The sequence below is a fragment of the Pseudidiomarina indica genome (assembly GCF_900104245.1).
Taxonomy (GTDB): domain Bacteria; phylum Pseudomonadota; class Gammaproteobacteria; order Enterobacterales; family Alteromonadaceae; genus Pseudidiomarina; species Pseudidiomarina indica.
On sequence record NZ_FMXN01000002.1, the window covers coordinates 137,320 to 163,579 of the forward strand.

Genomic DNA, 26,260 nt, shown 5'->3' on the forward strand with positions numbered 1-26,260 from the left:
TCTGCGCGTGGCGTTAGTCGTCTTTACCGCCTTGGCGCTTCACAAACTCTGACTTCAGCATCATGTCGCCTTGGCCATCTACCTTACAGTCAATGTCGTGATCACCGTCCACAAAGCGCTTAATGACCGCTTTGGTGCCTACTTTTAACACCAACGACGAGCCTTTCACTTTCAAGTCTTTAATGAGCGTTACTTTATCACCTTCTGCCAATGGCGTGCCATGGGCATCTTTCACCTGTACACTATCATCCTCAGGCACTTCGTTCGGATTCCATTCGTGCGCACACTCAGGGCAAACCAATAAGGCTTGATCTTCATACACATAACTTGAATCGCACTTAGGACAATTTGGTAAACTCATAATATCTCGCTACTTTTTATAAAAATACAATGAATCGGTAGCGCGATCATAGCCTTTTCTGGCAAGAAAGAGAATAATAGGGCTAGAACGGTATCGGAACCGTGATAAATGGGAGCAATAACAATGATAAACGATCAACAGCACCAGTACGGTGCAGTTTCAAGGTTCTTCCATTGGTTTACTGCAATTTTAGTGCTGTGGCAGTTCGCCAAATTTTTTGACCGCATCAACGATGGGGAGCATTGGGTGGGTGAAACCCTCGTGCCCTACCACATCAACATAGGTGCTTTTCTGCTGGTGTTGGTGATTGCCCGCATGATTTGGGCCTTCACCCAACTGAATCAGCGGCCGGTGAACCCACAAGCCGCCAACCTGTGGTCCAAACTCGGTCACATTAGCTTGTATGGCCTGCTTACTGTTATGCCGTTACTGGGCATTTGCAAGATGGTCGGCAACGGTTACGGCTTGAAAGTATTCGGCTGCCAACTGGTTGAGCGCGGTGCTGAAATTGCCTGGATGGCGCAACTGGGGGAATTGCACTCCCCGGTCGCATGGCTCCTGCTGCTGGCCATTGTTGGCCATATTGTGATGGCCGTGAAACACCACCTGTGTGGCGACAAGCAATTGCTGCGCTCGATGGTTTAACCGCGCTTTTGCCAGCACGCCAGAAATAAGAAAGGCCGAGGTGGAGCCAAACACCTCGGCCTTTTTATGTGACGTTTAAGTCAACGCGACTATTTAAGTCCCAGCTTTTTCAACAATGAAGCAGCTGGGCAAAACCCTGTGAACGCACTTTGAATAAGGTTGAGGCCAACAAACGCCGTTAACCAAACAAAGTTCGGGTGAACGTAAGCCGTTAATGCCAACGACACCAACACCATCATTCCAGCAAAAACACGAACACCATTATCAACCGTCATAACAAGCTCCTTTCCACTTTAAGACGATGAGCTCATCATAACTTATTATTTCGCGTTTGTCTAAATTAGATTTTACTGAATATACAACACGTGTTACACGTTGTAGAAGTCGCGGTACCAAGCAACAGTCCGCCGCATGCCCTCAGTGACTGGCGTAGACGGGCGGTAGCCCATATCTTCGGTAAGGTCGGTTACGTCAGCGTATGTCGCAACGACGTCGCCGGGTTGTATGGGCATAAACTCTTTGGCAATCTCGACGCCGGCGGCGGCTTCAACCGCTTGAATGAAGTCCATCAATTCAACGGTATCGCTGTTGCCAATGTTGTAAATCTTATAGGGCGCAGACGAGCTGGAAGGATCAGGAGTTAAACCGCTCCAGGAAGCGTTGGCCGTACACGGCTTTTCAATGACCCGCACCACGCCTTCAACAATGTCATCAATGTAGGTAAAGTCACGCTTCATTTTGCCGTGGTTAAACACCTTAATGGTTTCACCGTTAAACGCTGCTTTGGTAAACAAGAACGGGGCCATATCAGGGCGTCCCCAAGGTCCATACACAGTAAAGAACCGCAAGCCAGTACACTGAATGCCGTATAAGTGGGCATAGGTATGCGCCATCAGCTCATTCGATTTTTTCGTGGCAGCGTACAAGCTCACGGGATGATCCACGTTATGGGAGGTTGAGAACGGCATGGTTTCATTCAGGCCATACACCGACGAGCTGGATGCATAGCTTAAATTCTTCACATTATGATGGCGGCAGGCTTCAAGAATATTCATGAACCCGATGATATTTGAATCAATGTATGCGTGAGGGTTTTGTAGCGAATAACGTACACCCGCTTGCGCCGCTAGATTACAAACCGCATCAAAACCTTCGGTGGCAAATAGCTGATTAATCAGCTCGCGATCTTCAAGAAGCCCTTGAACAAATCGATAGCTGGCGTATTTATCTGATTGAATCAGTTGACCGGGAACAACGGCAGCCCGCGTAAATCCCGCCTCTTCCAAGCGTCCGTACTTTAACCCAACATCGTAATAGTCATTAATGCTGTCTAAGCCGACCACCTCGTGCCCCATTTCGAGCAATTTCAATGCGACGAAGTGACCGATAAAGCCTGCTGTCCCTGTGACTAGAATTTTCATAACGCTGAATAACCTTTCTAATGTTTCGTTGTATTAATGACTAGCGATGGCGCCACAACAAGTCGTTGACGCTGTCTTAAAATAATCGAGTTAACACTGCCCATAGTTTCGTTACATAACCGACACTATTAATGGTATAACAATAGACAGCAAACACAGCGAAAAACACTGTGAGCACCACGACTTCCGGCACCATCAACCATTCTAGCAGCATCCCTAAAGCTAGAAGACTCAAAGCGTACGTACCAATAATTCCTAACGTTTGTTTCGTATCACAACCAGCATTTAGGAAAATGTGATGTAGGTGATTTCTATCTGGTTTAAAAGGTGACTGACGCTTATAAATACGTCGTACCATGATGGCTAGCATATCCATGATGGGTACCGCGATTAACCACAGCACAGCCACTGGGCGAACTGACGTTCCGCTATCGCTAATATGGCTTGTATTCGTAAGTAATGCCAATAACCACACAATCGCTAAACCAATAAACATGGAGCCGGCATCCCCCATGAATATCTTTCTTGCGGTTTTCACTGGAAATCCAACGTTTCTCATCAGGAAGGGAACCAAAGCACAGGTGATCACAAGCGCACTGATGACCGTGAATGTTTGGTTGTGAGTGACCCCAAGCAAGGCAATCCCAAAGAAAGCTATCGTCGCTAGCAAACCTAACAGACCATCAATGCCGTCAACCATGTTGTAAGCATTCATCGCAGCCATAATTGCTAATAAAGTGAATGGATAGCCCCAAATTCCTAAGTCTATAACACCTAACCCGAATAGGTTCCCGAGTGAGGAGATATAGGTGCCCGATCCGAATACGATAAGCGATGCTACCGCCAACTGAGCAACTATACGTAACCTAACACTCAAATCACAACGATCATCTATTACCCCTATTGCTACCATACAGGTTGATGCGACGATGAATAAAACAAGATCGAGTGAAAGGTGAAAATAGGTCAAAAACACGATAACGGTTGCCGCAAAAACTGCAATACCACCAACAAGTGGGATACTTCCCACATGCTTCTTACGCTCGCACGGCTTATCGACAAGCCCTACTTTCCATGCGACTGGAATTAGCCCCCAACTTAAAAAGCTTGAAAGCAAAAATGCAGAAAGCATTATTAGCCATGCGTCCATTGAACTTCCTTACTGCGAGTTGATGTTACATCTAGGTTGTTTAAATTTACATGTCTAGCAAAACACTAGCACAGTCCATTGTTACTACTGTTAGGTTGTAGAATACTCGACACTAGCCCACGACTAATCGCCTTTCTCGAGTACTTACTCAAAAACCTCTCTCTCACTTGAATCTCGGAGCTTAATAGCTCAATCCGTTGCACAGCTTGTTGTACATTACATGGATTGAAGACTGCCGCATTATCAATCTGAGAGCTAACGAACTTAGCAGCATATCCTCCTACACCGGCAAGAATAGGCTTTCCAGTCGCTGCATATTCAAACAGCTTAGAAGGAAGTACTCTCTCAAATGCGGGGACATCATTAAGATGTAAGAATAATATGTGAGCTTTTGCATACTCAGTAAGCAGCGTTTCTCTTTTTACCGGGGGCAATATCTCAACGTTATCTAATTCTAGCTCATTAATCTTGCTAACTAGCAACGATCTTTTTCCACCATCGCCAATCAATCTAAACTTATAACGTTTGCCCAATGATTGAGCCAGTTCTGGTACAATCAAATGTAGCCCTTGACCATCTCCCATGTTGCCTGCATAAAGAATAATCCGCTCGCTATTTTCTTCAAGATTAGTTGGCCATTGGTAGTTCATAAAAACATCATCAATACCATTTGTATAATAGCTGAAAGTTGCTGTCGGATATCTTTCATCAAAATATGTTTTGAAGCCTTCACTCACTAAGTTGACATGATCAGCTTTTTTGATTGCATATTTTTCTAATGCGCCAAATATTGGAACAGCCCAAGCCGTGATATACAAGGGAAATACGCCAGAAATAGTATCAACAAAAATATCTCGTATATCCAGATAGAGCTTTGATTTCTGTTTGCGAGCAATATATGAAGCAAGCACGGCTGTCATTAATCGAGAGGATGTTGCCACAACCATGTTATATCGATTTTTCTTGGCTATTTTTTTTACATAACTAGCATAGTGTCTAAAAGTTAGTGCTTGATCAAAAAATCCATTTTTATGGTTAGGTAACTGAACCCGATGAATTGAAATATTTTCCCGCTTTTCTATAGCAAGACTATCTGACTTAAATGTATGATAACGATTGGGTTGCGTTGTAATAACATCAACTTCACTGTTTTTTGGCAAGCGTTCTGAAAGCTCTTTGATAAGAGCTGTTGCTCTGAATGAACCCGCAGATAAATCTGGTTCAAAATAGTAACTTAGAAATAGGATTTTCATAATGTGATCAGCATCCCTAGCTTACTCGTAAATTCTACAACAATTCGTTGATTTTCAATCTGCTTTCCAAAGCCACAATTCCAGTATGCTGGCTCATTAATCACATTCATGTTATCCCCTTTAAACTCAACTTTAATAACATGACTTTCATCCGAGATGTATACAATGCCACCTTCGACTCTAATCCCCCAATCAGGATGAAGGTAAAAATAAGCGCGGGCACTATCTACAGAGTATAAGTTATCCAATATAATTAACTGCTCATCTTCTTCTGAAAGCATAACGTGCCGACGATGCCTACATTTTTTAGAGCCATCATAAAACCCTTCAACTTCACATGTTACAGTTCTTGCTAATGCGCTCGAATTCACTTTAGAGCGGCGGGCGACTCTAAAACCAGACCACATTTCTGAACTACTAATCTCTTTGGCTGCAACAATGGCTGTAACCGTGTTATGCGCAGCTGATGAACGTTGAAACGAGCGTTCAGCACTAATTCCGTACTCGCTAATTCCAGAGTTCACAAACACACGCTTACCAAAAGCAGACAATTCAAAAGAAGAAACTGCTGCATGAGCGTGACCTGGTTGATATGTTGGAGCAATTTCTCCAATATCCATAATCATGTGCAGCTTTTTGGATTTTAATACGGCGAACCCACTTTCATTAAGTGGCATAGACTGAGAAGAAATATTTAGCTCAGTTGCATATTTCTTAATTGAATAAAAGGTAGGCGCTATACCAAATGTGCTATCGTTAAAGAAAGGGATATCTCCATCGGGATGTAGCATTTTCTCTAGCCAGCCTACCCCTCGTTGAGCCACTTCAACTAAGTGAGTAACTATTTTTTTATTACTATCGCTATCTCGCAATAGGCAAATTAGATCTAATACGTCCCAAATTAGAATGCAGTGATACATCGGTGAGCGTTCATAATGGGCTCCATCAGGAAGAAACTGCTCTGAAAGTTCATGGCTTAATAGATCAAGTCCTTTTTTTAACCACCTTTCCGCTTCAGGACCCTTGAAGAAATATCCCGCAAAGATGAGTGCTTTAATATTAGCAAATAGGTGATTTGCTAATATGTGAAATTCAAGCTGTTTCTCCAAGGCTTTAGTTTGTGTGTGCAAACTACTTAAAACCGCGCTTTCGCACATTTCCGGAAAACGTTTTAGCCATTTTATCCAGTTCACAATTCGTAATGATAGAGGGTAAGGCTCCCAACCGTTTCCATGCATAACTGGGTTTTCGGTGATCCAGCGCAGTACCAAGTCTCTGTGATAAGAAGTCCGTTCGTTACTACTAGGAGCGTTTAAGTCATCGAAGTAATGTAGGTTGTATAACCATAGTTTGGGTAAGTTGTGATTATTCCAAGCTTCTCTAGTTGATACATTCTCTTTTTTGTTCAAAAACTCGAACGTATAAGGTGGAAAAAATGACTGTGCTCCAGTTAATTCCCCTTCCCAACCTTTTTTAGAATCTCGCAACGCTACGGATTGGCTAGTGGCAACCTTAGGCTTAACTCTGATTCGATAAAATAATTGAAACGCCACCTGCCGTAGACGAAGGTGGCGTACTGTCCTAAACAATAAAAGCGATTTGCTAATTAGCTTCATTGTATTTTCAAGAACTGAAGGATTCGCTCACATGCTTTACCATCGCCATAGGGGTTATGAGCTTGTGACATCGTGGTATACAACGCTGTATCATCAAGAAGCCCTTGAACAGCTTCCCGAATTACTGAGACATTTGTTCCCAATAAACGTACGGTTCCTGCTTCTACAGCTTCTGGGCGTTCAGTGGTGTCTCGCATCACCAGTACAGGCTTTCCTAACCCTGGTGCTTCTTCTTGCACCCCACCACTATCGGTGAGTACTAGATATGAGTTCTGCATTAAATGAACAAAGGGCTCATAACCTAACGGCTTAATCAAATGGATGTTATTAAGATCACCCAACAAGCGTTTTACTGGCTCTTGTACATTGGGGTTCAAATGCACAGGATAAATAAAATGAACATCGGGGTTGGCTGTCGCTAAATCTTTTAGTGCAGAACAAATATTTTCAAAACCACTACCAAAGTTTTCCCGACGGTGCCCGGTGACTAAAACGTAGCGATTAGCTAGTACGGAAGTATCTAGTCCTGCTTCTGTTAAAACCTGATCAATTTGGCTTTTTAGCTCCACCGATGAATCAATTTTATTCACGACCCATTGCAGAGCATCTATAACGGTATTGCCGGTCACGGTAATGGTATCTGGGTTAACCTTTTCAGCTAATAAAGCGTCCTGATTCCGCTGGGTTGGAGCAAAGTGTACGGCGGCCAATCGCCCGGTTAGAACACGATTCGCTTCTTCAGGCCACGGGGAATACATGTCACCAGTGCGGAGCCCTGCTTCAACATGCCCCACAGGAATTTGCTGATAAAATGCAGCTAGGGTTGCAGCAAAAGTTGTCGCAGTATCCCCGTGCACCAATACCATGTCTGGTTGAAACTCTTGCAATACCTTGCGCAAGCCCAATAACACCCCAGAGGTAATATCATAAAGATCTTGGCCAGGCTTCATTAGGTTTAGGTCGTAATCTGGCGTGATATCGAATAACTCTAATACTTGGTCAAGCATTTCACGGTGTTGTGCCGTAACACATACTTTTGCCTCGAAAAACTTATCAGCAGCCAGAGCTTTGACCAAAGGTGCCATTTTAATGGCTTCAGGCCTCGTACCGAATACCGTTAATACTTTCATTGAGTTACTCCACAGAAGTCTAAAACTTGCGTTCCTTGTGGTATATCAAGTTGTTTAAATTCATTGTGCGCGACTAAAAACGCGATGATGTCAGCATTGTTCGCTGCTTCAGTTACATCCGTTAACTTATACACTGAATGTTCCTCAACGTTGGGTTCAACAATGTAATAAGTTTCATCGTTCGCTTCTTGCAACACTCGTTGTGTGATGTAAATAGCAGGTGATTGGCGAAGGTCATCGATATTTGGTTTAAATGCAAGCCCCATCAAGGCCACCTTAGGCGCCTTGCCTTCTTTCAAGGTAAACTGGGTAATCGCATCACGAATTTGGGCGGCACACCAAAAGGCCTTATAGTTATTAATTTCGCGCGCTTTACCAATAATTTGAGATTCCATCGGGAACTCAGCAGTAATAAAGTAAGGATCAACCGCAATACAGTGCCCACCTACCCCGCTACCCGGTTGAAGGATATTGACACGCGGATGTTTGTTCGCCAGCTTGATCAGTTCCCAAACATTAATGTCCGCTTTTTGACAAATAATTGAAAGCTCGTTAGCAAAAGCGATTTGCACATCACGGGATGAGTTTTCAACCAACTTACACATCTCGGCGGTGCGCGCATTCGTGCGATGCAGCTCCCCTTTAACAAACTGACCATAGAACGCACAGGCTTTATCCGTTGATGCTTCATCAACTCCGCCGATAACGCGATCATTATGAACCAGCTCATGCATTACGTTACCTGGGAGCACTCGTTCAGGGCAATACGCAATAAACAGTTTGTTCTTCAACTCTGGACGCTGCGAGTAAATGTAATCTTGCATGCGTTGGGTGGTACCCACCGGCGATGTGGATTCAATAATGTATAGATCGCCTTCTTTCAAAAACGGAATAATGCTATCCGTTGCTGACTGAATGTACGAAATATCAGGCTCATGGCTCCCCCCTTTAAACGGTGTAGGAACCACCACCAAATAAACATCTGCTGCAACTGGCTTAGTACTGGCCTTTAGAAACCCTTCTGCGACTGCTTTCGCAACCGCCTGATCAAGCTCAGGCTCAACAATATGAATTTTTCCTGCGTTAATGGTATCGACCACGTGTTGTGAGATATCAACACCATTGACAGGGATCTTATGTGAGGCGATTAAAGCGGAAGTTGGAAGGCCGATATAGCCCAGACCTAAGGTAACAATGCTCGGTTGCATTAGAGTTGTCCTTTTAAACTTTGTGCTACTTTTACTGACACTCGTGAGACCTCAAAGATCTCATCGGCTAGAATGGGGGTTGGTTTACCTTGTTGAATTGCTTGAATGAAAGCCGCTGCGCATGCATTTTGCCCTTTGTCTTGGCTTAAAAGTTTTTTTCCTTTAAAGCCAGGCCATCCGTAACTGCGCAGCGCTTTAAAGTTATCAAGTTGAAGAACCGCATCGTTGGAGAAAACCTCAATGCGCTCTTTCGGGAATGATTTCCCACCATTTGCCAGATACATAATTGTACCAAACGATCCATCGGCAAACGTAAGAGTGATACTTGCTTTATCTTCGCTCACCTCTACACCAGGAACATCACCCATTTTGGTCGCATTAAAGTCAGTAATCTCACTACCCGCCAAAAATCGCATTAAATCGATATAGTGACAAGCTTCACCCAAAATACGTCCGCCACCAACATTTGGGTCTTGTGTCCAATGTTCAGCTGGAATTGCTCCAGCATTCATCGTCATAATAAAGCTTTTAGGTTGCTGGGTAGAAGACAGCAGCTTTTTCATTAGCTGAACCAAGGGGGCAAACCGACGGTTAAAACCAATCATGAGATGTTGCTTGCCAGCGGTCTGCTCATAAGCTGCTTCTAGTTCATCCAATTCTTCCAACGTTAAAGCTAAAGGTTTTTCAACAAAAACATGCTTACCTGCGTTCAATGCTAACAACGCCTGCTTCGCATGCAGGTTATGTTGCGTTGCAATCACTACAGTATTGCTTTCACTATCATTATAGATTTCTGTTTCGTCAGTAACGGTATACGTAAATCCAAGCTTTTTACCATGATGAACCCCGGACACCCCGCCGCTACTTGCTAATGTATGCAGTTTAGCTCCGCCAGCTTTGAATCCTGGAATAAGTACTCGTGATGCATAGTTGCCCGCGCCTAGAAAAGCACAAACAACATCACTTGGTAAATATTCCTCTTTAGCATTAAGTGTAATTTTTCGTCTTAAATCAACTTTGCTTTCATTAGAATTTGGGTAGGATAATAGAATTCCAAGTGCAGATGGGTTAGACAGAGTTTGATAGGCTTCTATAGCCTCTTCGAGCATATATCGATGGGTGATTAAAGGTTTTACGTTCAAAGCTCCGGTAGACATCATATCTAGCACAGCTTCAAAGTTACGCTGCTCAGTCCAACGTACAAATCCCACAGGGTAATCGTGCCCCTTATTTTCATACTCAGGATCATAGCGCCCCGGTCCATATGAACAGGATACCTGGAAGCTCAGTTCTTTTTCATAGAAATCAGCACGCGATAATTCAAGCCCAACGACTCCCACTAATACAATACGCCCTCGTTTACGGCACATTTGTGCGGCTTGATGTACTGGTTCATTACTTTTTGTAGCAGCTGTAATGATTACAGCATCAACTCCTCTTCCTCGAGAAAAAGATGCTGCGATCTCGATGGGATTTTCCCCTTTAGAAAGATCAACTGTTTCAGCTCCGAAATTACATGCTAATTCACATCGACGAGAATCGAAATCTATTCCCAATACTCGACAACCATGCGCCCGTAAAAGCTGAACCGTCAAGAGCCCGATCAGCCCCAACCCAGTAACAACAACACATTCGCCTAACGTAGGTTGAGCCAAGCGAACACCCTGCAACCCTATTGACGCCAATACCGTAAAAGCAGCTGATTCGTCGTCAACATTATCGGGGATTTTTGCACAAAGATTTTGTGGTACACGTACTACCTCAGCATGATGACCATTAGAAACCACTCGGTCTCCTATCTCATATCCGGGTACCCTGCTGTCTAATACAATCCCGGCATTACAATATCCAAGAGGAAGGGGCTGATCTAATTTGGACCGAACAGCTTCAAGTGTCGGCATAATCCCATCAGTGCGAACTTTGTTAAGAACCATTTTAACTTTATCGGGCTGTTGCCTCGCTTTTTCAATAAAGTTAGCTTTGCCAAAATCCACGAGCATACGTTCAGTACCGGCGCTAACTAAAGTTTGACTACTGGCTATTAGCAGATGCCCTACTTTATTATGAGGACATGGAACATCAGCAAGAATGGTTTCACCATTACCTAAGTTTTGAAGAATCTGTTTCATTTAAATCTCATATAATATGACGTCGACAAAAAAAGCCTGATTACACGTTCTTGACCAATAAAGGGACCTTACCTACTTTGGTACGAATCGGTTCGGCAATAACTCTAAATTCAAAATCCAGCTGTACATTAGATGTATCAAAGTACTCAGATGCATCCTCCGGAGTTAATTCGTCTCTTGGCGTAACAAGAACAACCACTGCTCCTATACGAGGCTGATATATTTGTATATGTCGAGCTATATCAAATAAGCGATGGTGACGGCCAAAAACCAGTCCTGTAAGAAATATTTTATTCCCTAATTTATCAAGTACGTACTCACCTTCACGACCATCACTTATTGTAAAACTCTCAAGTAAACCGTGATTTAAGTTCCCTTCTATCCGATCACCCGTATCATATCTTATCAATGGTGAGGCTCTATTGTAGTAGCTCGTACATATCAAACGACCATCGTCTATCATCTCTGCAAAGCCATAAGTCACAAACGGAGAATAAATACCAGGAGCACTTTCCTCGTACGCTAATATCGAGCGTTCGGTATGCCCATACCAAGAAATACTTTTACAGTCTAATATTTTTTCTGTTGTTGAACGTAAATGTGGCGAAGGTAACTCTGATCCAAGAAACATACCTTTTATATGATTACGCATGATTGGTAAGAGCGGATGATTGTTGTTATCTAGCCATATCATAAAATCAAAAATAGAACTAGGATAGCCATGTAAGTATTTAGGTGAATATTTATCGAATATTTGAAGAAGTTTATCTGCTACGCTTTGCCAACCACTGTATATGTCCACATTGAACTGGTGCCTCGCAGAGTCATACTGGACAACATTTTCTACATCAGCTCTACCGCCAAAAACCACCTTTAAATCTGACTGCTTAAATCCAAGCTTTTTCCAGATATAGTGCATATGCGCCCACTCATGCCCAACACTATTGGGCTCGATGTAAAGCTCTAACGGATGCCCACTGCTACCCCCGGTATTTTCTAACAAACGACCTTTTATTCCAAATGATCGGAATTCCAGCGGAACACTTTGTAAATCTGCTTTTGTTATAATCGGCAAGCTATCCAGTTCATCAAAAGTTTTAAGACTCTCAGGGTTAATACCGTTATTTTGATAAAGCTCTTTGTAGAATGGAATATTATTAAAGGCATAAACTGCTATAGCTTTAACACGATTAAAAACAAACTCTTTCTTCTGCTCCACTGTAAAATGCTCAGATTCTAGTATCGAACGCTTTCGCGTACGATAAATCCTGCCAATCCCTGGCCTATAATCATAAGGGATCATTGAGACTGACCTACCAACGAAAGAGGGTAATCGAGTAAAATATTTTTTTGAAAATCGGATGAATCCCATACTTTAACCAATTAATTTAAAGATTATTAAGCGAGACGGATTTATGAAATATCAAGCCACCAAATGATAAGAGCTATTTAGTATAGCTGCCAAATTAATAGCCATGATATATCGACCGCGACATTAAATATCATAACTATAGATTATGGAGCTCGGCGACCCTATTAAAAAGAAGTGCTATTTTTTCATATCGCTCTTCCTGATTCCCATAACCAGAAAGAATTATAGACTTTATTCTATTCTTATAACTTTCCACCTCATCATTTTCAGAGGAGACAATTGCATTCATAAGAGAGATCTCGGATAAGGAGTCATAATATATCGCATAATCTTGACAAATATCTTTTGCAAAGCTTTCTTTTGGAATAAATATTGGCAAGCCTAGCGCGATAGCCTCAATATAAACAGTAGAAAATGTTTCAAGGAGACTTGGCAGCACGATAGCATCTGCTTTTTTATATATATCTATGGCTTTAGAGTAGTTATATGGACCTATATTTAAAATCATATTGTCAGAGTTATCGTATCTCTGAGTTAATTCACTAAAGGACTGGTTATCAATTGTAAGTAAAAATTTTACGTTTAATTCACCTCGCTCTTTCAAAAGCCTAGCAGTCCTAAATAATATTTCTATATTCTTGTGTGAATAATATGCAGATGCACATAAAATAACTTTTGGTCTATCAACCCCAGACCAAGGCGTATACGACGTTATATTATCAACAAAGTCTGCACCAATCGCATTTGGGATTACAGCTGTTTTATTAATTGGGCATAGAAACCTTTTACAAAACCCTTTCCTCGAAGTTGGAGTTTGAAAAACATAAAAGTCACCTGACAGTCTTGCTATCCATCCCTTAAACATTGCCGAGCAAATGCTTTTAATTCCTTTTAATATACTTCTATCCCAAAAATAGTTTATTTTTTTTGCGTGGGTAATATAAGGGTTACTTGTTCCCAACATGTGAAATGATTTAAAGCAGAGTAAATTGGGGCCAGCCATAGTATAAACCAATTGAGGTTTAAACTCTCTCTCTAACCACCGAACTTTGCGCTGTGTATCTAAAACCCTCTTTCGATCATCAAATACGATAATGCTTTTATGATTAACCCCCCAGGACTCTAATACTGAATTAACCGGACGCGATACCAAAAATAGATATTCATGCCTTTTATCTTTTAAAGCATAATATATAAAGTTGGCTGAGTTTTGAACACCGCCTCCTGCAACATTGCTTATACAATTAAAAATTATTTTCATATGGTTAATACCAGAGTGCTATTAAAATTTGTTACGCTCGAAGTCCAGGAGATGAGCTAAACTTCAAAAGAAAACAAAAAAATTTAAATACCTTTTGTTCATTTCAATTATTATCAAGTAAAAATTAACTATCGTTTTTTCTAGGGTGGAATTTTGCAGGTACGCCAACAGCTATACTATTTTTGGGTACATCTCGTGTTACAACAGCATTTGCACCTATAATACAATTTTTACCTATTTCAATGCTGCCCAAGATAACAGCTCCAGAATATATAATGGTATTTTCACCAATAATTGGGTACGCATTAATACTTGCGCTTGAACGGCCAAGTGTAACATTCTGATAGATCGTCACATTCCTACCAAGCTCAACACCACTACCTATAATTATAGAAGTAGGATGTACTAAATTTAATGAAGCATCGAACTTTGATTCATAAGGCAAAAAAACACCATATTTTCTTTGCAAGCGCCTAGATAAAATAGTTCCCAGTATTTTCAACTTCCGCTCTTTCATAAGCACCATAAGCTTAATATAAAAGTAGACTCTTCGATCTGCCGTTGAAAAAATGAAATTGTATATAGACCTCAAAATATTAAATCCCACCAGTTCACCCTCTTGAGCGAGCATTTTTTATCATTAAGACAACAAGAACAGATGCAAAACAGTAGAAAACTGAAAGATATATACTTATAACACCTACAAATTTTTCATCTGTTAGTTGAATATAGCCAGCAAGCTTAAAAATCATTATTAGACCAATGAGTCTCACTATGTTAAGAATAAGATATACATACTGCTTTCCTAGAACATTAATAGCCTCCATAAGAGGGCTCGATGTAAACTGAAACAGCACAAATGGAGCAAGTATAGAGGCAAACTTCCCTGCCATTGCCCACTCCGCACCAAATAAAAAACCAAACAAACTTTCGGATATAAAGTAAACTATAGCTGCACTAGGAATTCCCACATAGAAAAGCTTCTTTTGCACAGAAAGTGTAATTGCATAGATTATGTCTATGTTATTTTTACCTAAGGAAGCTATTTCAGCATAATAGGCTTTAGACATCGCGGAGCCCATTATACTTATTGGTAAAGACAGTGCTAACATTGCTAAACTAAACTGCCCAGTAGATTCCGTTCCAAATAGAATAACCATCATCATAACTGGAGCTTGAATTGAAAATACCATTAACACATGGGATGGCAGCCTAAACCATACAAATCCTTGGTAGTATTTCGCGATAAGTAACTTTTTTTTCCAAGATAATTTTTTAGCTGAAATATTAAGATTGTTTTGACTAGTTTTTGTTAAACTAAGAACCCCTGCTACTTGGCTTGCAAAGTGACCAATAAGCATCCCCAAGGGTTTAATTGAAAATAACCCCAGAATTATTTGAGATGAGTTTAACACTAATGATTGAACAAACTGAGCCCGAGCTAATTTCTTATAAAATTTATATCGAGTAGCCCATAATGTAGATAGTTCATATAGCGCAACACCGGATGCTCCTAAAACAATCAACCAACGCCAATCAACTAACTGCTCCATATTCAACCAAACTAAGATAGGCTCCCCAAATAAATACAAAACTATCGAAAAAATTATTGAGGCCAGAAAAATCAACTTAAGACATAACGCACGCAAGCCTAACGCCAATAAACCATTATTAGGAAGTGGCAAAGCTAAAACATAACGCAATGTCATGAATGGTGCTAGAACAGTAACAATTGATGTATAAAGAGCTAAAACACCATAATCTTCCGGAGAGTATATACGTGTAAGTATCGGAATACTCATCAGGCCAATTATTCGTGCAATGCCTGCACCAACTAGCAGGATAAGCATTCCTTTCAAAACACCAATAGACTTATCAGCTAAGATTCTTTGCTTTATCTTGGAAAACATCACTCTTCCAGAGTCAAAAAAATAAAAAAACACCTCTATTCATAAGAGGATAATCACACTAATTGCGCTTAATAGAAATGAATCATCAAAAAGAAAAGTAAAAAAATAGATATCTGTTGCATTTCTATAAATTCAATAACTATAAATCCAATATCAACTGAGCAATTATTTAACCATCTAATAACGGGTTATAAAACATAGTAGATTTTTAAGACTATTCTCACAGAGACCGAGCATACGGGGTGAACATACTCTAGCGTACAATGCAAAAGAACTTTCATAGCTGGCTCGTCTTTAGAAACCATTTTTATTAATCAGCCCTAGGTAGATTAATCAAACTTTAAAGTGTTGCTCACCCCAGAATAGACTGATAAAAACATTGGACAATAAAGAACATAGAAAGATTTTTATTTCATGACCTCTTACATCTCAACAACCTTCACAAATCATATGAATTACCACTGTATTGTCATAAAAAATCACCTTATCAAACAGAGTTATGTACTAGCCTCTATAAAAGCCATTTCCATAAAGGTAGATATTATTAACAAACCCCACTGACTTAACTGCTAAGTAAAATAAAACCAGAATAAAAGGCCAAGAGTAAACTCGGGTCATTACCAACTTCTTCTCGGCCAGCAAAACAAATAAGGTCGCAGAAAAAAATATCATATTTACTCGTTCCCCTCCGAGCAGACCAATTACAACAAAGAAGAATAATATAAAAACCAAAGTTTTAAAGCCAACTTTTGCACCTCTTGCGATTATGAATGAAACGGCGAGAACAAAGAATTGAATAAATTCAGAGGGATTAAATCCATCATATCGAAAATACCCAGTGCCTTTATTAATAAGCCCCTCCATCAGACCTGGAACAAATAAAATTACAAAGCAAATTAAAAGGATTGAGAAAACCCCAATGACTATATTTCTATCAAGCTTCCAAGAGGCCAGAACATCTTTAATAGAACGCAAATATGTCTCAGCATTAAAAAACATAAACAACCCAGCTAGTAGTATTATCATTTGAAAGTGAGCTAGAATAGAAATAAGCGACATTAACAATCGAAACTTCCTGCCACCAAAGGTTGCCAACAAAGCAAATATAAATGCTATCTTTAATCTTTCTGTACCTGTAAACAATACAATCAAATAAAAATTAAAAATCAGGAGTAGGACAATTAACCAACTTGCGCCAAGGCACCTCATTGATATCACTAATAAAGATAGAAGAATTAAATTCAAGACTGTTATATATAGGTTCTTATCAATCCCCAAATAGCTTCCCAACCAGAGGACCACTGGAGAAACTATTTCATAGCTAGAAACAGTACTTTGCGCAACTGAAAACAGCTCCCTAGCATTTGAGACACTTGCAAATCGTTCATATAACAAATTATATGCCACTTGATCCCCACCAGTATAATGAGAAATCAGTGAATACAACGGATATAAAGATAATAGCAATATCAAAACCACTGATAATGCTTCAAATGATTTTAAACCTGATTCTTTATAATTCATATTAAATAAACTTATTACCTTTAAATCCAAGAGCAATTAAAAGTCTAGCGCTGAAACCCTGCACACACCATTTCAAATAAGCCAAACCACGCGGCTTAAACTCAACTCTAAATCAATTGAATATATCAATAATGTTTTTAATATTTTAATAAATAGTGAGATGTCGATTAGTGTCAATGAAGAATAACAAATTCGCCATATTTTTATAATAGGCTGACATACATTTTTTTGCATAATGAGTTATATTGCTAACTCACCTTGCTCACTAATCAATATTAGAGAAAACAAAACACGCTACCGCCCCTAGGTTGCGGCTCCCACGTACCGATCATCTGTCGTTTGTTATGTATCAGGTGGGGGAATATGAAATGGTGTTGTTGAATAGATTGTTATTTTTTATATAGTTAGCACAAAACCTGCGATATTTTTTAATAATTCAGTACAGATTTTGAGCTAATTTGGGCTGTTTGATGAAATGTTAAGCAACGCCGCATGCCCCCACACGACGCGCTATTAAAGCATATTAGCAAAAAGCCTACAACGTACATTTAACAATTTTTACACTGCACAAATGCTATATAACAAAGGTCACAGCGGTGGTGGTAGTAGCTGGAACTGTATAGCAAAGCGCTAGCGGGTCTGCAATACTAGTCCCGCTAAAAAACACCAAGGAAATGCGTTATGAACCATCGTTATTCTGTGGCAGCCCTACTCGCTCTAATGACCATAACAAGCCATGCGAGTGTGGAACCTGCTCAAATTGAACGCTCGCTTTCGTTGCGAGACCAGTGGATGCCTCTTACTCGTGATCTTATGCAATCCCCAACCTGGGCGGCCAGCGGTGATCAGTTTCATTATAAGTTGAGTGTGGAAGGCGGCTTTATGTTCTTCCGTGACAGCGTGCAACAAGCCAAACCCACGCCGGCTTTTGATCATCAGCACATTGCCACCGCTTTGGCACAAGCCAGCGGCACTACCATTGATGCCATGCACTTGCCCTTTGATCAGTTTCGTTACACCAATAACGATCAAAGCATTCGCTTCTATTATGCGAACCAATCGTGGCAGTGCCAGTTAACTGAAGTGCACTGTGAAGTGCTCACTTGGCCGAACCGCCCTCGCGGGTTCAGTGTGGTACGTGATTTGCGAGTTGAGGCGCATAACCCATTGCGTCCGTCGCCCGATGGCCGCTATCAGGCCCATACCGTTGGGTATAACGTCAGCATTCAAACCAGCAATGGTGACACAGTTTTCGCCACCACCGATGGCACCGCCGATAACTTTTATGATCCGGAATCCATCCGTTGGGCGCCCGACAGTTCTGCGTTGGTGGTGATGAAAGTCACGCCAGGCACGGCGCGTTATGTTGACCGCGTGCTCAGTGCTCCAACCGATCAACTTCACCCGCAAACCATCACACAAATTTACCCCAAACCCGGTGATGCGGTGGATATTGACCAGCCCGTATTGATTCACATTGAACGCGGCACAGCACAGGTGGTTAATAACGAGTTGTTTAGTCAGCCGTACCAAATTGATCGGGTGCAGTGGCAGCCCGACAGCAGTAGCTTTAGTTTCCGCTACGTCGAGCGGGGCCATCAGCGCGTTCGGTTAATTGATGTAAACGCTGCAACGGCTACGCCGCGAACGGTGGTGGACGAGCACAGTGATACCTTTGTGGATATGTGGGGCGGTTTCTACCAAACCTTACAGCAGGGTGACAAAGGTGCCATTTGGTTGTCTGAACGAGACGGCTGGGCACATTTATACCATTACAATGGCAAGGGTGAGTTGGTGAACCAAGTTACTCGTGGCGACTGGCGCGTCCGCTCGGTGGTGCATGTGGATGAACAACGTCAACAAATCTGGTTTGCGGCCAGCGGCATGTACGAGGGTCAAGATCCCTACTACGTTCATTACTTTCGGGTGAACTTTGATGGCTCCGAGTTAACCCCGCTCACCGAAGGTAACGCCCACCATGAGGCGGTGTTTTCTGCCGACATGAACCATTACATTGTGATTCGTTCCCGGGTGGATTTACCGCCAGTGGCCGAGTTACGCCGCAGCGCCGATGCTTCGTTGGTGCGCGTATTAGCCAATGCCGACATTAGTCGCTTAACGGCTGCCGGCTTCAAGCCACCTAAGCCCTTTGTGGCCAAGGGGCGCGACGGGCAAACGGATATCTGGGGGCTAATTGTGACTCCGCAAAACTTCGACCCGAAGCAGCGCTACCCGGTCATCGAAAATATCTATGCGGGGCCACACGACAGTTTTGTGCCGAAAAGCTTCTGGCCGTTTGGCTTTCATTCAGGTGGCGACAAAGTGATTGGCATGCAAGCCTTGGCCGATTTGGGTTTTATTGTGGTGCAAATTGATGGCATGGGCACCAACAACCGCTCCAAAGCTTTTCATGATGTGGCGTGGCAAAATCTGGCGGATTCGGGCTTTCCTGATCGCATTTTATGGCACCAAGCGGCGGCCAAACAGTTCCCTTGGTACCATATTGCTGATGGCGTGGGCATTTACGGTGCTTCGGCCGGCGGGCATAGCACGGTTGCCGCGTTAGAATTCCATCCTGAGTTTTACCGCGTGGGCGTGGCTTATGCGGGCAACTACGATAACCGCATGGACAAAATCAGCTGGAACGAGCAATGGATGGGCTACCCTATCGGCGAGCACTATGTGGCCTCTTCAGTGGTGGAGCACGCCCACAAGCTTACTGGTGCCCTGCTGATTATTAATGGCGAGCAAGACAGCAACGTAGACCCGGCTTCCACCATACAATTGGTCGATGCCTTAATTAAGGCGGAAAAGGACTTCGATTTGCTGGTCGTGCACGGTGGCGACCACGCCGTTGGCCGCTCCACCGGCCCCATTCGCTACATTCAGCGCCGCCAGTTCGACTTTTTCCTGCGCCATTTAGGGCAAAAGGAAACCCCGCGCTGGAATCAGCTGTAGTAACTCTTATCGTTTTGATAAGTTTTAGGTATCGTCACTGATTGGTGTACGTATGTTAAGGATAAACAGATGGATATCAAAAAGTTAGCGGCACTAATCAGTGACAAACGTGCCTATGGTAAAAGCTATGGCAATTTAGCCATTGCGGTAGAAAGTGACCGTGGTCGAATCTTAAATTCGGCGGCGGTACGACGTTTGCAGCAAAAAACGCAAGTGTTCCCGTTAGAACGCAATGCAGCGGTGCGTAGCCGACTCACTCATTCGCTAGAAGTGCAACAAAACGGTCGTTTTATTGTGCAGGAAATAGAGAGGTCAAATTCGGAAGCTGATAAGGATCTGTTTCGAGCCATTGAAAGCATCGTCGAAATTTGATTGCAAAGCGAATATAAAACTCCCGGTGCGATTCACCCATTGAATGGGCTATTGGCAATTTTTGAAATTATGACTATTGTTAGCATTCATAGAGTCATCATGATGGAACCAATGGACGATGAAACAATTAGTTTGGGGATTATTGCTATTTTGGGTGGTCGGTGCGGCTGTTAATTTGGCATTTGCGCAAACAAAAATAGAGCGCTACACCACCGGTTGTGAGGCCATGCAGCGTGATCTTTGCTGGCTGGCCGCCGATGCATACCAGCGCAAAGGTGACATGCAAAAGGCCATTACGTTTTATCGCAAGGCCTGCGCGTTGGATGAAGGCACGTCCTGCCATCAACTCGGCATGCTGTATACCAGTGGCAAGCACCTTAGCCCATCTCTGACTACCGCGAGTGAGTTTTTTACCAAGGCTTGCGCCCAAAATATCGCAGACAGCTGCTATAACCTTGGGGTGCTATTCCAGCATGGGTACGGCGTTCAAGCCAATGCGCAACAAGCGCGCGACTTTTTTAGCAAAGCCTGTGACTTGCAGCACGAGAAAGCCTGTGAACGAGCGGCGCAAGTCACCAAGAAATAACGGCGGGCACTATTTGACAACTACCTGGTAAGGTCCTAGATTGGTAACACTACGCATTAAATTGCGGGTTAATGTCACTGAAATGGGACTTTATATGAAAGGAATGACAGCATCAGCTTTAGCAGAAGAGATCGGTGCGCGGCTGAAACAAGCTCGATTAAATCAAGACCTCACTCAATCTGAAGTTGCTGAGCTTGCCGGTGTTTCTCGCAAAACCGTCTTGAATGCAGAAAAAGGCAAAGTTCAGCTCGAATTCATGATTGCCATACTGATGGCGTTAGATCTCACCGATCAAATGGATCTCTTTCTTCCCAAGCAAGCGATCTCCCCGTTACAACTCGCAAAATTGCAGGGAAAGAAACGCCAAAGAGCCTCAGGCCGACGCAGTGATAAAGATGAGGAGCCCTTAGAATGGTAATGGAAGTCATCAATATCGCGCCCGCGTACGATTTGGCGTATATGCGTGGAAATTATATACAATTCTGACTATTGTTAAGGGACATAAGAACAATAGCGGAAAACTCTTACCATGAAGCAACTACTATTAGCTGTCCTGTTATTATTCATTAGCGCTGCCGCCGCCAGTGACAGCGAGATCACGGCCGAACAGTTAAAAGAGTATGCGGCGGTGTGCGATAAGCAAAAAGACCCTGACTATTGCTGGACCGTTGCCGACCAGTACGAGAATCAGGGGAAAATGTCGAGCGCTATTGCGTATTATCGCAAAGCTTGCAACCTCGACGACGGACCTGCCTGCCACCGGCTCGGAATGCTCTATCATGAAGGAATATACGTAAAACAAGACTCCCGGCAAGCCGGCGATTTCTTTGCTTCAGGATGCGACGCAGGCCTTTATTATAGTTGCTATAACCTAGGTTACTTGTATAAAGAAGGCATCGGACGTTCAAAGAATGATGCGAAAGCAGTCGACCTCTACTTAAAATCCTGCGAAAACGATGTTGCCTCTGCCTGTTTCAACCTTGCCTTGCTTTACGAGCGCGGGGATACCGTGGCACAGAGTGATCAGCACGCATTACAACGCTACCAACAGGCCTGCGCCCTCAACCACGCGCTTAGCTGCAACAACGCGGGCTACATGCATCAGGCTGGCAGAGGCGCGCCCGCCAACGCCTCCAAAGCCTTCAGCTACTACCAAAAATCCTGTGAATTGAATGAGGGAATCGGCTGCTACAACGTAGGCTTGCAATATTACAACGGGACGGGTGCCCCGCAAAATACCAACCTGGCCAAGCAATACCTGCGCAAATCTTGCGACTTAGCGTACGAAGATGGCTGCAAAAACTACGCGCTGCTCGCGGAGAACTGAGGGTAATGCCTAGGTGTGGTTGCCAAGGGCATTCAACGTCCCGCTTTGTCAACGCTCACTTGCGAACCAAATCACTCAAGTATACAATAATGACACATTTAAGGGTCAAAACTGTATACTTGAGTCGCTATGAAACAAACTGAAGCCTTAGAAAAACTCACTGAATATGACAAGCGCGGACGTTGCATTTTTACCATTTCCGATATGGCTAAGATTTTTCACGCCGATAGCGAGCGCGCACTTCGTGCTGGTATCAAACGTTTACAAGATAATGGCATACTTACTCGCATTGCTAATGGTATCTTCCTGTACAGTTTGTCTCACTCCAAAGGGAGTCATACACTCGAACAAATTGCCAAAACAATTCGGCGGGGTGAATACAATTATGTCAGTTTGGAATCTGCGTTGTCAGAATTTGGGGTTATTTCCCAAATTCCAGTAGATCGCTTGACCGTCATGACAACGGGACGTTCCGGAGAGTTCAAGACTCCCCTAGGTACCATTGAATTTACGCACACTAAACGTGATCCTGTAGACATTATTGAAAATACTATCTGGGTTGATAGACCTCTTAGACTAGCAACCAAACAGACTGCATACCGAGATTTAAAACGTGTTGGGCGGAACACTCATTTGGTAAACAAGGAAGAGCTCTATGACGAACTCTAAAGAGAATTTTTCGCAATTAGTGAACAGGGCGATGCAGCAACAAGATGTATCTCATATGCGCCCGGTAATCGAGAAAGAGCTGTTGCACTACGATATTTTGTTTGCTTTAGAAAGTAATCGTTTATTAGAGAACCTTACTTTCCAGGGCGGCACTTCGTTACGCCTATGTTATGGAGGGAACCGTTTTAGCGAGGATTTAGACTTCGTTGGTGGGCGGGACTTCAACTCGGCCATGTTAACAGACATGAAATCATGTATAGAAAAATACATTGGCAATAGATATGGTCTTGAAGTAACCGTAAAAGAGCCAAAAGATCTTAAAAAAGAAGCCAAATACGCAGACTTGAACATCGATAAATGGCAGATCGCTGTCGTTACTGCTCCTGATAGAAAAGACTTACCAAAACAAAAAATCAAAGTGGAAGTAGCAAATATTGCAGCTTATACGAGAGAGCCCCTGCCTCTACAAGTGAACTATGACTTTTTACCTGATGGCTACGGTGACATGCTAATTCTGACTGAAAGTTTGGATGAAATCATGGCTGACAAAATAATTTCTTTACCGGCCACAACCAAATACGTCCGCCACCGAGATCTATGGGATTTAGTATGGCTTCACCAGCAAGGGGCAACCCTCAATATTGATTTGGTGAAAAATAAGGTTTCGGACTATCGCCTTCAGAACTTCGAAGTCATGATAGAACAACTGCTCCAGAAGCTCCCAGAAATGGTAGCGAGCGATGCATTCAGTGCGGAAATGAAACGATTTTTACCAACTGACGTGTTTGACCGAACCCTCGGCCAAAACAAGTTCAAAAGTTACTTGAACACTACTCTGCTTACTCTGTTCAAGACAACTCGTGACACATTACAAGGAAGGCTCTCACCCGCCCCCGAGTTTAAAATGTAATATGATGTACCAGCAAAGTTTGTGAACACATCCTTTTTAAGTCTATGTATTCTAATGGAAATCTCATCGAGAACATGGCCCTATTTTGGGGTAGACGTCAGGAAATTACGTTAGTAGTGATTGTAAAGTACCTGCAGAAGATGGCAGCAACCCAACTTTTAAGCCAAATGGTTTGAATACCTTATTAAGAACTTCAGTATTGTAGCTGCCCCGATCGTTCTCTATATCTGAGATTGTTTTTCTTGAGACGCCAACAAGGTTTGCGAACACATCCTGTTTAAGCCCAAGTATTTTAATGCGAAAATGCTTCAGTGCTTGACCTTGTGTGAGTTGGCCAAGCAAGAGTTGCTTGATGATTTTGTTCGCCTCAGTTCTACGCTCCGTTTCGCTCACCACTTTGGTGTTTTTTGAAACTTTCGCTTTCGTTGGAGTAATGAGCTGTGTTTGTTCTGCGGACGAACATGCTGCATTGCTATCAGTCTTCGGCGGCTGCTTATTTCGATTTGCTCTTAAACGAGCGATCACATCTTGTACTGACTCGTTCGTATCTGCCTTACTCATAACAGCCCCCAACTTTCTAGCTTATTCGGTATAAAATCAAATCCAATAACTGGCATCTCCAAAATCTGTTCCGGTACCCCTCGTGCGGCTAATCTCTGCTTAAGATCGATACATTGCTGTGCAACATTTTTAAGCTCTTGTAATAACTCTTCTTTGGGTACGAGATCAGATAAGGCTTCAGCAATCTTGACGAAATCGCATTCTCCCCCAATCTCTAATGGGGCTTTCCACTTTGTTGTTCTTGGGATTCCCTCTGGGTCAGCTTTCATTGGTGCAAAATCGTATACGGGAGCCAACTTGATAACCCCATTTCCTTTTAAAAATGACGTATTTCTACCGTGGTTATCGCTATTACCAAATAAAATGTTAAGAAGATCTCTCTTCACCCATTCAATAACGAATGCCTTGACATCAAATACATATCCTTGGCATTTAACCGTATTGCTTTCACTAATTTTTTTGATGAGAGCGCGAATTGTTTCTTCGTGGTCAAGAGTGGCACCTGGCCCCTTATTCAAAATGGAATACACTGATTCCATGCCAAGTCTCTCAATTTTTTTGTCAACAATTTGAACATCAAATCGAGGAAGCCATAAAGATGGGTAATGAGTTCCCTCTTCTAAGCGCATGCCTTCGGTAGGTATCGTTTCAACACCCATTGCAGTGAGTTCGTGGTAAAAATAAAACTCAGCTCTTAGGATATTGCAGTCAACAATGCTTTTTGAGCCTCTCGGATACTTCACTAAATAATGTAAATCATGATTGCTACTGTCGTCTTGGTATGCATCAATCCAAATTTTTTCATGCCCTGTGCAATGATCGAAGCCACAACGTAGGAGCAGCTTTGGCGCTTCGCCCCCAGCTCCAGTTGCCCCACCTGCGATCGACCCTCGTTCTTGTGCATAATCAAGAAAATCACCTGCTCGATTCTTAACATCATCCATTGAAAAATAGAGATTATCTGCCTTTTCAGAACGTGCTGGCAGAGAATCTTTTATGCGCAAGTTGCCGATGGGAGCAACCGTACCGTACTTAAGCAAAATATAGTTCTGTTTATCTACGCTAAGGTCTTCAATATCTAGGTGTGTCACCCAAAACCGTCGACTAGCACCGGTAGGTATAATATCGTCTAAAAACTTCAACCACCCAGGTTTACCCATCTCATCAAAAAAGAGTGCGACAGGATGGTTGAGGGATACAGCATGGAAATCATCTTTTTCAAGATGATCTATCGCATAGTCCCTGAGGTAGTTAAGCTCAGTCACGGCGAAGTTATTCTGATTGCTTTGAGGGAACGACAGGGTCGCAATATCTACCCATTCACCTTTGATAAAAGCCTGTACAGTTAACGTTTCCATCAATACCCCCAAAACCCAACAATGAGTAACATTGTACTCATAAAGTCATTTATATTCAAGTTTTGAGTAATTTGTTACTCAATTAATGTGTTTTCAGCATTTGTAAAAACAGTTCTCTTGCCTATTCCCCAACAAAAAAGCCGCTCAAAATGAGCGGCTTTTTATAAATGTGGTGGAGCTGGCGGGAGTTGAACCCGCGTCCGCAATACCTACATCCTCGGTCCTACATGCGTAGTCAGTCTTTTAGTTAATCACCCAGTCGCCGACAGACAGGCTACTTAAGTGACGAGCCCGATTGGATTTAACGCTTTGGCTCCGGGCGAAGCCTCCACGCGAGTCTGCTTTAGGGTGAACCGACGGATCCTAGTCTCACAGACCAAGCGCTAGGGGTCGGGCATAGCGGGTTATTAAGCCGCTAAAGCGTAGTTGTCTTCGTTTGCAACTATTGTGTTGAGGCTTTTTACGAGGCCTGCCTCACCTCGGCATGCACCTTGGGTTTCGTGTATTCCGTCGAATCCAAATCAGCCCCAAAGCTTATT

23 protein-coding genes, 1 other RNA gene and 1 pseudogene are annotated in these 26,260 nt (G+C 42.7%); 8 read left to right on the forward strand and 17 right to left on the reverse strand.

Going from position 1 to position 26,260, the window contains the following annotated elements:
- Positions 1-13: 13 nt before the first annotated feature.
- Positions 14-361, reverse strand: a complete 348-nt coding sequence (locus BLP64_RS02335) for a zinc ribbon domain-containing protein YjdM (RefSeq protein WP_092591366.1) — start codon at positions 359-361, stop codon at positions 14-16.
- A gap of 123 nt (positions 362-484) precedes the next feature.
- Here BLP64_RS02335 and BLP64_RS02340 point away from each other — a divergent pair, with 123 nt between their 5' ends.
- Entirely contained in the window at positions 485-1,006 is a 522-nt protein-coding gene (locus BLP64_RS02340) for a cytochrome b (RefSeq protein ID WP_092591368.1), read from the forward strand.
- 89 nt (positions 1,007-1,095) lie between these two features.
- On the opposite strand, the gene BLP64_RS02345 is transcribed toward BLP64_RS02340, so the two are convergent.
- From BLP64_RS02345 to BLP64_RS02405, 13 genes are all read right to left on the reverse strand, one after another.
- Positions 1,096-1,281 carry a YgaP family membrane protein gene (locus BLP64_RS02345; protein ID WP_092591370.1) on the reverse strand — a complete coding sequence of 62 codons (186 nt, stop codon included), beginning with the start codon at positions 1,279-1,281 and terminating at the stop codon, positions 1,096-1,098.
- 93 nt (positions 1,282-1,374) lie between these two features.
- The gene (locus BLP64_RS02350; RefSeq protein WP_092591372.1) at positions 1,375-2,427 is read right to left on the reverse strand and encodes an NAD-dependent epimerase; all 1,053 of its coding nucleotides are present in this window, start codon (positions 2,425-2,427) and stop codon (positions 1,375-1,377) included.
- Between the two features lie 76 nt (positions 2,428-2,503).
- Complete coding sequence (wecA, locus tag BLP64_RS02355) at positions 2,504-3,577, reverse strand: UDP-N-acetylglucosamine--undecaprenyl-phosphate N-acetylglucosaminephosphotransferase (protein ID WP_092591374.1); 1,074 nt, start codon at positions 3,575-3,577, stop codon at positions 2,504-2,506.
- 65 nt (positions 3,578-3,642) lie between these two features.
- On the reverse strand, positions 3,643-4,830 hold the full coding sequence (locus tag BLP64_RS02360; protein ID WP_092591376.1) for a glycosyltransferase family 4 protein: 1,188 nt from the start codon (positions 4,828-4,830) through the stop codon (positions 3,643-3,645).
- Positions 4,827-6,446, reverse strand: a complete 1,620-nt coding sequence (locus tag BLP64_RS02365) for a heparinase II/III family protein (protein WP_092591378.1) — start codon at positions 6,444-6,446, stop codon at positions 4,827-4,829. The genes BLP64_RS02360 and BLP64_RS02365 overlap by 4 nt, the downstream gene beginning before the upstream one ends.
- Positions 6,443-7,576, reverse strand: coding sequence for a non-hydrolyzing UDP-N-acetylglucosamine 2-epimerase (wecB, locus tag BLP64_RS02370; protein WP_092591380.1), 1,134 nt, complete (start codon positions 7,574-7,576; stop codon positions 6,443-6,445). Before wecB ends, BLP64_RS02365 begins: the two co-directional genes overlap by 4 nt.
- Complete coding sequence (gene wecC, locus BLP64_RS02375) at positions 7,573-8,784, reverse strand: UDP-N-acetyl-D-mannosamine dehydrogenase (RefSeq protein ID WP_092591382.1); 1,212 nt, start codon at positions 8,782-8,784, stop codon at positions 7,573-7,575. Before wecC ends, wecB begins: the two co-directional genes overlap by 4 nt.
- Positions 8,784-10,913 (reverse strand): bi-domain-containing oxidoreductase, encoded by a 2,130-nt coding sequence (locus tag BLP64_RS02380; protein WP_092591384.1) that lies wholly within the window; start codon positions 10,911-10,913, stop codon positions 8,784-8,786. The genes wecC and BLP64_RS02380 overlap by 1 nt, the downstream gene beginning before the upstream one ends.
- Before the next feature lie 40 nt (positions 10,914-10,953).
- Complete coding sequence (locus BLP64_RS02385) at positions 10,954-12,132, reverse strand: phenylacetate--CoA ligase family protein (RefSeq protein WP_143001063.1); 1,179 nt, start codon at positions 12,130-12,132, stop codon at positions 10,954-10,956.
- A 289-nt stretch (positions 12,133-12,421) separates the two neighbouring features.
- Entirely contained in the window at positions 12,422-13,546 is a 1,125-nt protein-coding gene (locus tag BLP64_RS02390; protein ID WP_092591388.1) for a glycosyltransferase family 4 protein, read from the reverse strand.
- A 124-nt stretch (positions 13,547-13,670) separates the two neighbouring features.
- Positions 13,671-14,177 (reverse strand): serine O-acetyltransferase, encoded by a 507-nt coding sequence (locus BLP64_RS02395; RefSeq protein WP_092591390.1) that lies wholly within the window; start codon positions 14,175-14,177, stop codon positions 13,671-13,673.
- On the reverse strand, positions 14,158-15,456 hold the full coding sequence (locus BLP64_RS02400; RefSeq protein WP_092591392.1) for a lipopolysaccharide biosynthesis protein: 1,299 nt from the start codon (positions 15,454-15,456) through the stop codon (positions 14,158-14,160). The genes BLP64_RS02395 and BLP64_RS02400 overlap by 20 nt, the downstream gene beginning before the upstream one ends.
- A 504-nt stretch (positions 15,457-15,960) precedes the next feature.
- Positions 15,961-16,980, reverse strand: coding sequence for a hypothetical protein (locus tag BLP64_RS02405; protein ID WP_092591394.1), 1,020 nt, complete (start codon positions 16,978-16,980; stop codon positions 15,961-15,963).
- Between the two features lie 681 nt (positions 16,981-17,661).
- On the opposite strand from BLP64_RS02405, the gene BLP64_RS02410 reads away from it, so the two are divergent.
- From BLP64_RS02410 to BLP64_RS02440, 7 genes and pseudogenes are all read left to right on the forward strand, one after another.
- Positions 17,662-19,938 carry a S9 family peptidase gene (locus BLP64_RS02410; protein WP_092591396.1) on the forward strand — a complete coding sequence of 759 codons (2,277 nt, stop codon included), beginning with the start codon at positions 17,662-17,664 and terminating at the stop codon, positions 19,936-19,938.
- A 69-nt stretch (positions 19,939-20,007) separates the two neighbouring features.
- Positions 20,008-20,307: pseudogene (locus BLP64_RS02415) on the forward strand (dGTPase); the annotation flags it as partial.
- Positions 20,308-20,428: 121 nt separating this feature from the next.
- On the forward strand, positions 20,429-20,896 hold the full coding sequence (locus BLP64_RS02420; RefSeq protein WP_092591398.1) for a tetratricopeptide repeat protein: 468 nt from the start codon (positions 20,429-20,431) through the stop codon (positions 20,894-20,896).
- A gap of 94 nt (positions 20,897-20,990) precedes the next feature.
- Positions 20,991-21,314: a helix-turn-helix transcriptional regulator gene (locus BLP64_RS02425; protein WP_092591400.1), complete on the forward strand. Its 324-nt coding sequence runs from the start codon at positions 20,991-20,993 to the stop codon at positions 21,312-21,314.
- 111 nt (positions 21,315-21,425) lie between these two features.
- Entirely contained in the window at positions 21,426-22,223 is a 798-nt protein-coding gene (locus BLP64_RS02430) for a tetratricopeptide repeat protein (protein WP_092591402.1), read from the forward strand.
- Between the two features lie 129 nt (positions 22,224-22,352).
- Entirely contained in the window at positions 22,353-22,892 is a 540-nt protein-coding gene (gene abiEi, locus BLP64_RS02435) for a type IV toxin-antitoxin system AbiEi family antitoxin (RefSeq protein ID WP_092591404.1), read from the forward strand.
- Positions 22,879-23,802, forward strand: a complete 924-nt coding sequence (locus BLP64_RS02440; protein WP_092591406.1) for a nucleotidyl transferase AbiEii/AbiGii toxin family protein — start codon at positions 22,879-22,881, stop codon at positions 23,800-23,802. Before abiEi ends, BLP64_RS02440 begins: the two co-directional genes overlap by 14 nt.
- A gap of 105 nt (positions 23,803-23,907) precedes the next feature.
- Here BLP64_RS02440 and BLP64_RS02445 read toward each other — a convergent pair whose 3' ends face one another.
- From BLP64_RS02445 to ssrA, 3 genes are all read right to left on the reverse strand, one after another.
- The gene (locus tag BLP64_RS02445) at positions 23,908-24,363 is read right to left on the reverse strand and encodes a helix-turn-helix transcriptional regulator (RefSeq protein ID WP_092591408.1); all 456 of its coding nucleotides are present in this window, start codon (positions 24,361-24,363) and stop codon (positions 23,908-23,910) included.
- Positions 24,360-25,721, reverse strand: a complete 1,362-nt coding sequence (locus BLP64_RS02450; RefSeq protein ID WP_092591410.1) for a type II toxin-antitoxin system HipA family toxin — start codon at positions 25,719-25,721, stop codon at positions 24,360-24,362. The genes BLP64_RS02445 and BLP64_RS02450 overlap by 4 nt, the downstream gene beginning before the upstream one ends.
- Before the next feature lie 170 nt (positions 25,722-25,891).
- Positions 25,892-26,250, reverse strand: a transfer-messenger RNA (tmRNA) gene (gene ssrA, locus BLP64_RS02455).
- Positions 26,251-26,260 lie beyond the last annotated feature (10 nt).

What these genes read in the sequence shown, in the direction of transcription:
- BLP64_RS02425 (WP_092591400.1), top strand. Translation starts at nt 20,991, where the DNA reads ATGAAAGGAATGACAGCATCAGCTTTAGCAGAAGAGATCGGTGCGCGG.
- wecA (WP_092591374.1), bottom strand. Translation starts at nt 3,577, where the DNA reads ATGGACGCATGGCTAATAATGCTTTCTGCATTTTTGCTTTCAAGCTTT.
- BLP64_RS02405 (WP_092591394.1), bottom strand. Translation starts at nt 16,980, where the DNA reads ATGAATTATAAAGAATCAGGTTTAAAATCATTTGAAGCATTATCAGTG.
- wecB (WP_092591380.1), bottom strand. Translation starts at nt 7,576, where the DNA reads ATGAAAGTATTAACGGTATTCGGTACGAGGCCTGAAGCCATTAAAATG.
- BLP64_RS02445 (WP_092591408.1), bottom strand. Translation starts at nt 24,363, where the DNA reads ATGAGTAAGGCAGATACGAACGAGTCAGTACAAGATGTGATCGCTCGT.
- BLP64_RS02380 (WP_092591384.1), bottom strand. Translation starts at nt 10,913, where the DNA reads ATGAAACAGATTCTTCAAAACTTAGGTAATGGTGAAACCATTCTTGCT.
- BLP64_RS02335 (WP_092591366.1), bottom strand. Translation starts at nt 361, where the DNA reads ATGAGTTTACCAAATTGTCCTAAGTGCGATTCAAGTTATGTGTATGAA.
- BLP64_RS02340 (WP_092591368.1), top strand. Translation starts at nt 485, where the DNA reads ATGATAAACGATCAACAGCACCAGTACGGTGCAGTTTCAAGGTTCTTC.
- BLP64_RS02395 (WP_092591390.1), bottom strand. Translation starts at nt 14,177, where the DNA reads ATGCTCGCTCAAGAGGGTGAACTGGTGGGATTTAATATTTTGAGGTCT.
- BLP64_RS02345 (WP_092591370.1), bottom strand. Translation starts at nt 1,281, where the DNA reads ATGACGGTTGATAATGGTGTTCGTGTTTTTGCTGGAATGATGGTGTTG.
- BLP64_RS02390 (WP_092591388.1), bottom strand. Translation starts at nt 13,546, where the DNA reads ATGAAAATAATTTTTAATTGTATAAGCAATGTTGCAGGAGGCGGTGTT.
- BLP64_RS02420 (WP_092591398.1), top strand. Translation starts at nt 20,429, where the DNA reads ATGAAACAATTAGTTTGGGGATTATTGCTATTTTGGGTGGTCGGTGCG.
- BLP64_RS02410 (WP_092591396.1), top strand. Translation starts at nt 17,662, where the DNA reads ATGAACCATCGTTATTCTGTGGCAGCCCTACTCGCTCTAATGACCATA.
- BLP64_RS02400 (WP_092591392.1), bottom strand. Translation starts at nt 15,456, where the DNA reads ATGTTTTCCAAGATAAAGCAAAGAATCTTAGCTGATAAGTCTATTGGT.
- wecC (WP_092591382.1), bottom strand. Translation starts at nt 8,784, where the DNA reads ATGCAACCGAGCATTGTTACCTTAGGTCTGGGCTATATCGGCCTTCCA.
- abiEi (WP_092591404.1), top strand. Translation starts at nt 22,353, where the DNA reads ATGAAACAAACTGAAGCCTTAGAAAAACTCACTGAATATGACAAGCGC.
- BLP64_RS02450 (WP_092591410.1), bottom strand. Translation starts at nt 25,721, where the DNA reads ATGGAAACGTTAACTGTACAGGCTTTTATCAAAGGTGAATGGGTAGAT.
- BLP64_RS02350 (WP_092591372.1), bottom strand. Translation starts at nt 2,427, where the DNA reads ATGAAAATTCTAGTCACAGGGACAGCAGGCTTTATCGGTCACTTCGTC.
- BLP64_RS02365 (WP_092591378.1), bottom strand. Translation starts at nt 6,446, where the DNA reads ATGAAGCTAATTAGCAAATCGCTTTTATTGTTTAGGACAGTACGCCAC.
- BLP64_RS02440 (WP_092591406.1), top strand. Translation starts at nt 22,879, where the DNA reads ATGACGAACTCTAAAGAGAATTTTTCGCAATTAGTGAACAGGGCGATG.
- BLP64_RS02360 (WP_092591376.1), bottom strand. Translation starts at nt 4,830, where the DNA reads ATGAAAATCCTATTTCTAAGTTACTATTTTGAACCAGATTTATCTGCG.
- BLP64_RS02430 (WP_092591402.1), top strand. Translation starts at nt 21,426, where the DNA reads ATGAAGCAACTACTATTAGCTGTCCTGTTATTATTCATTAGCGCTGCC.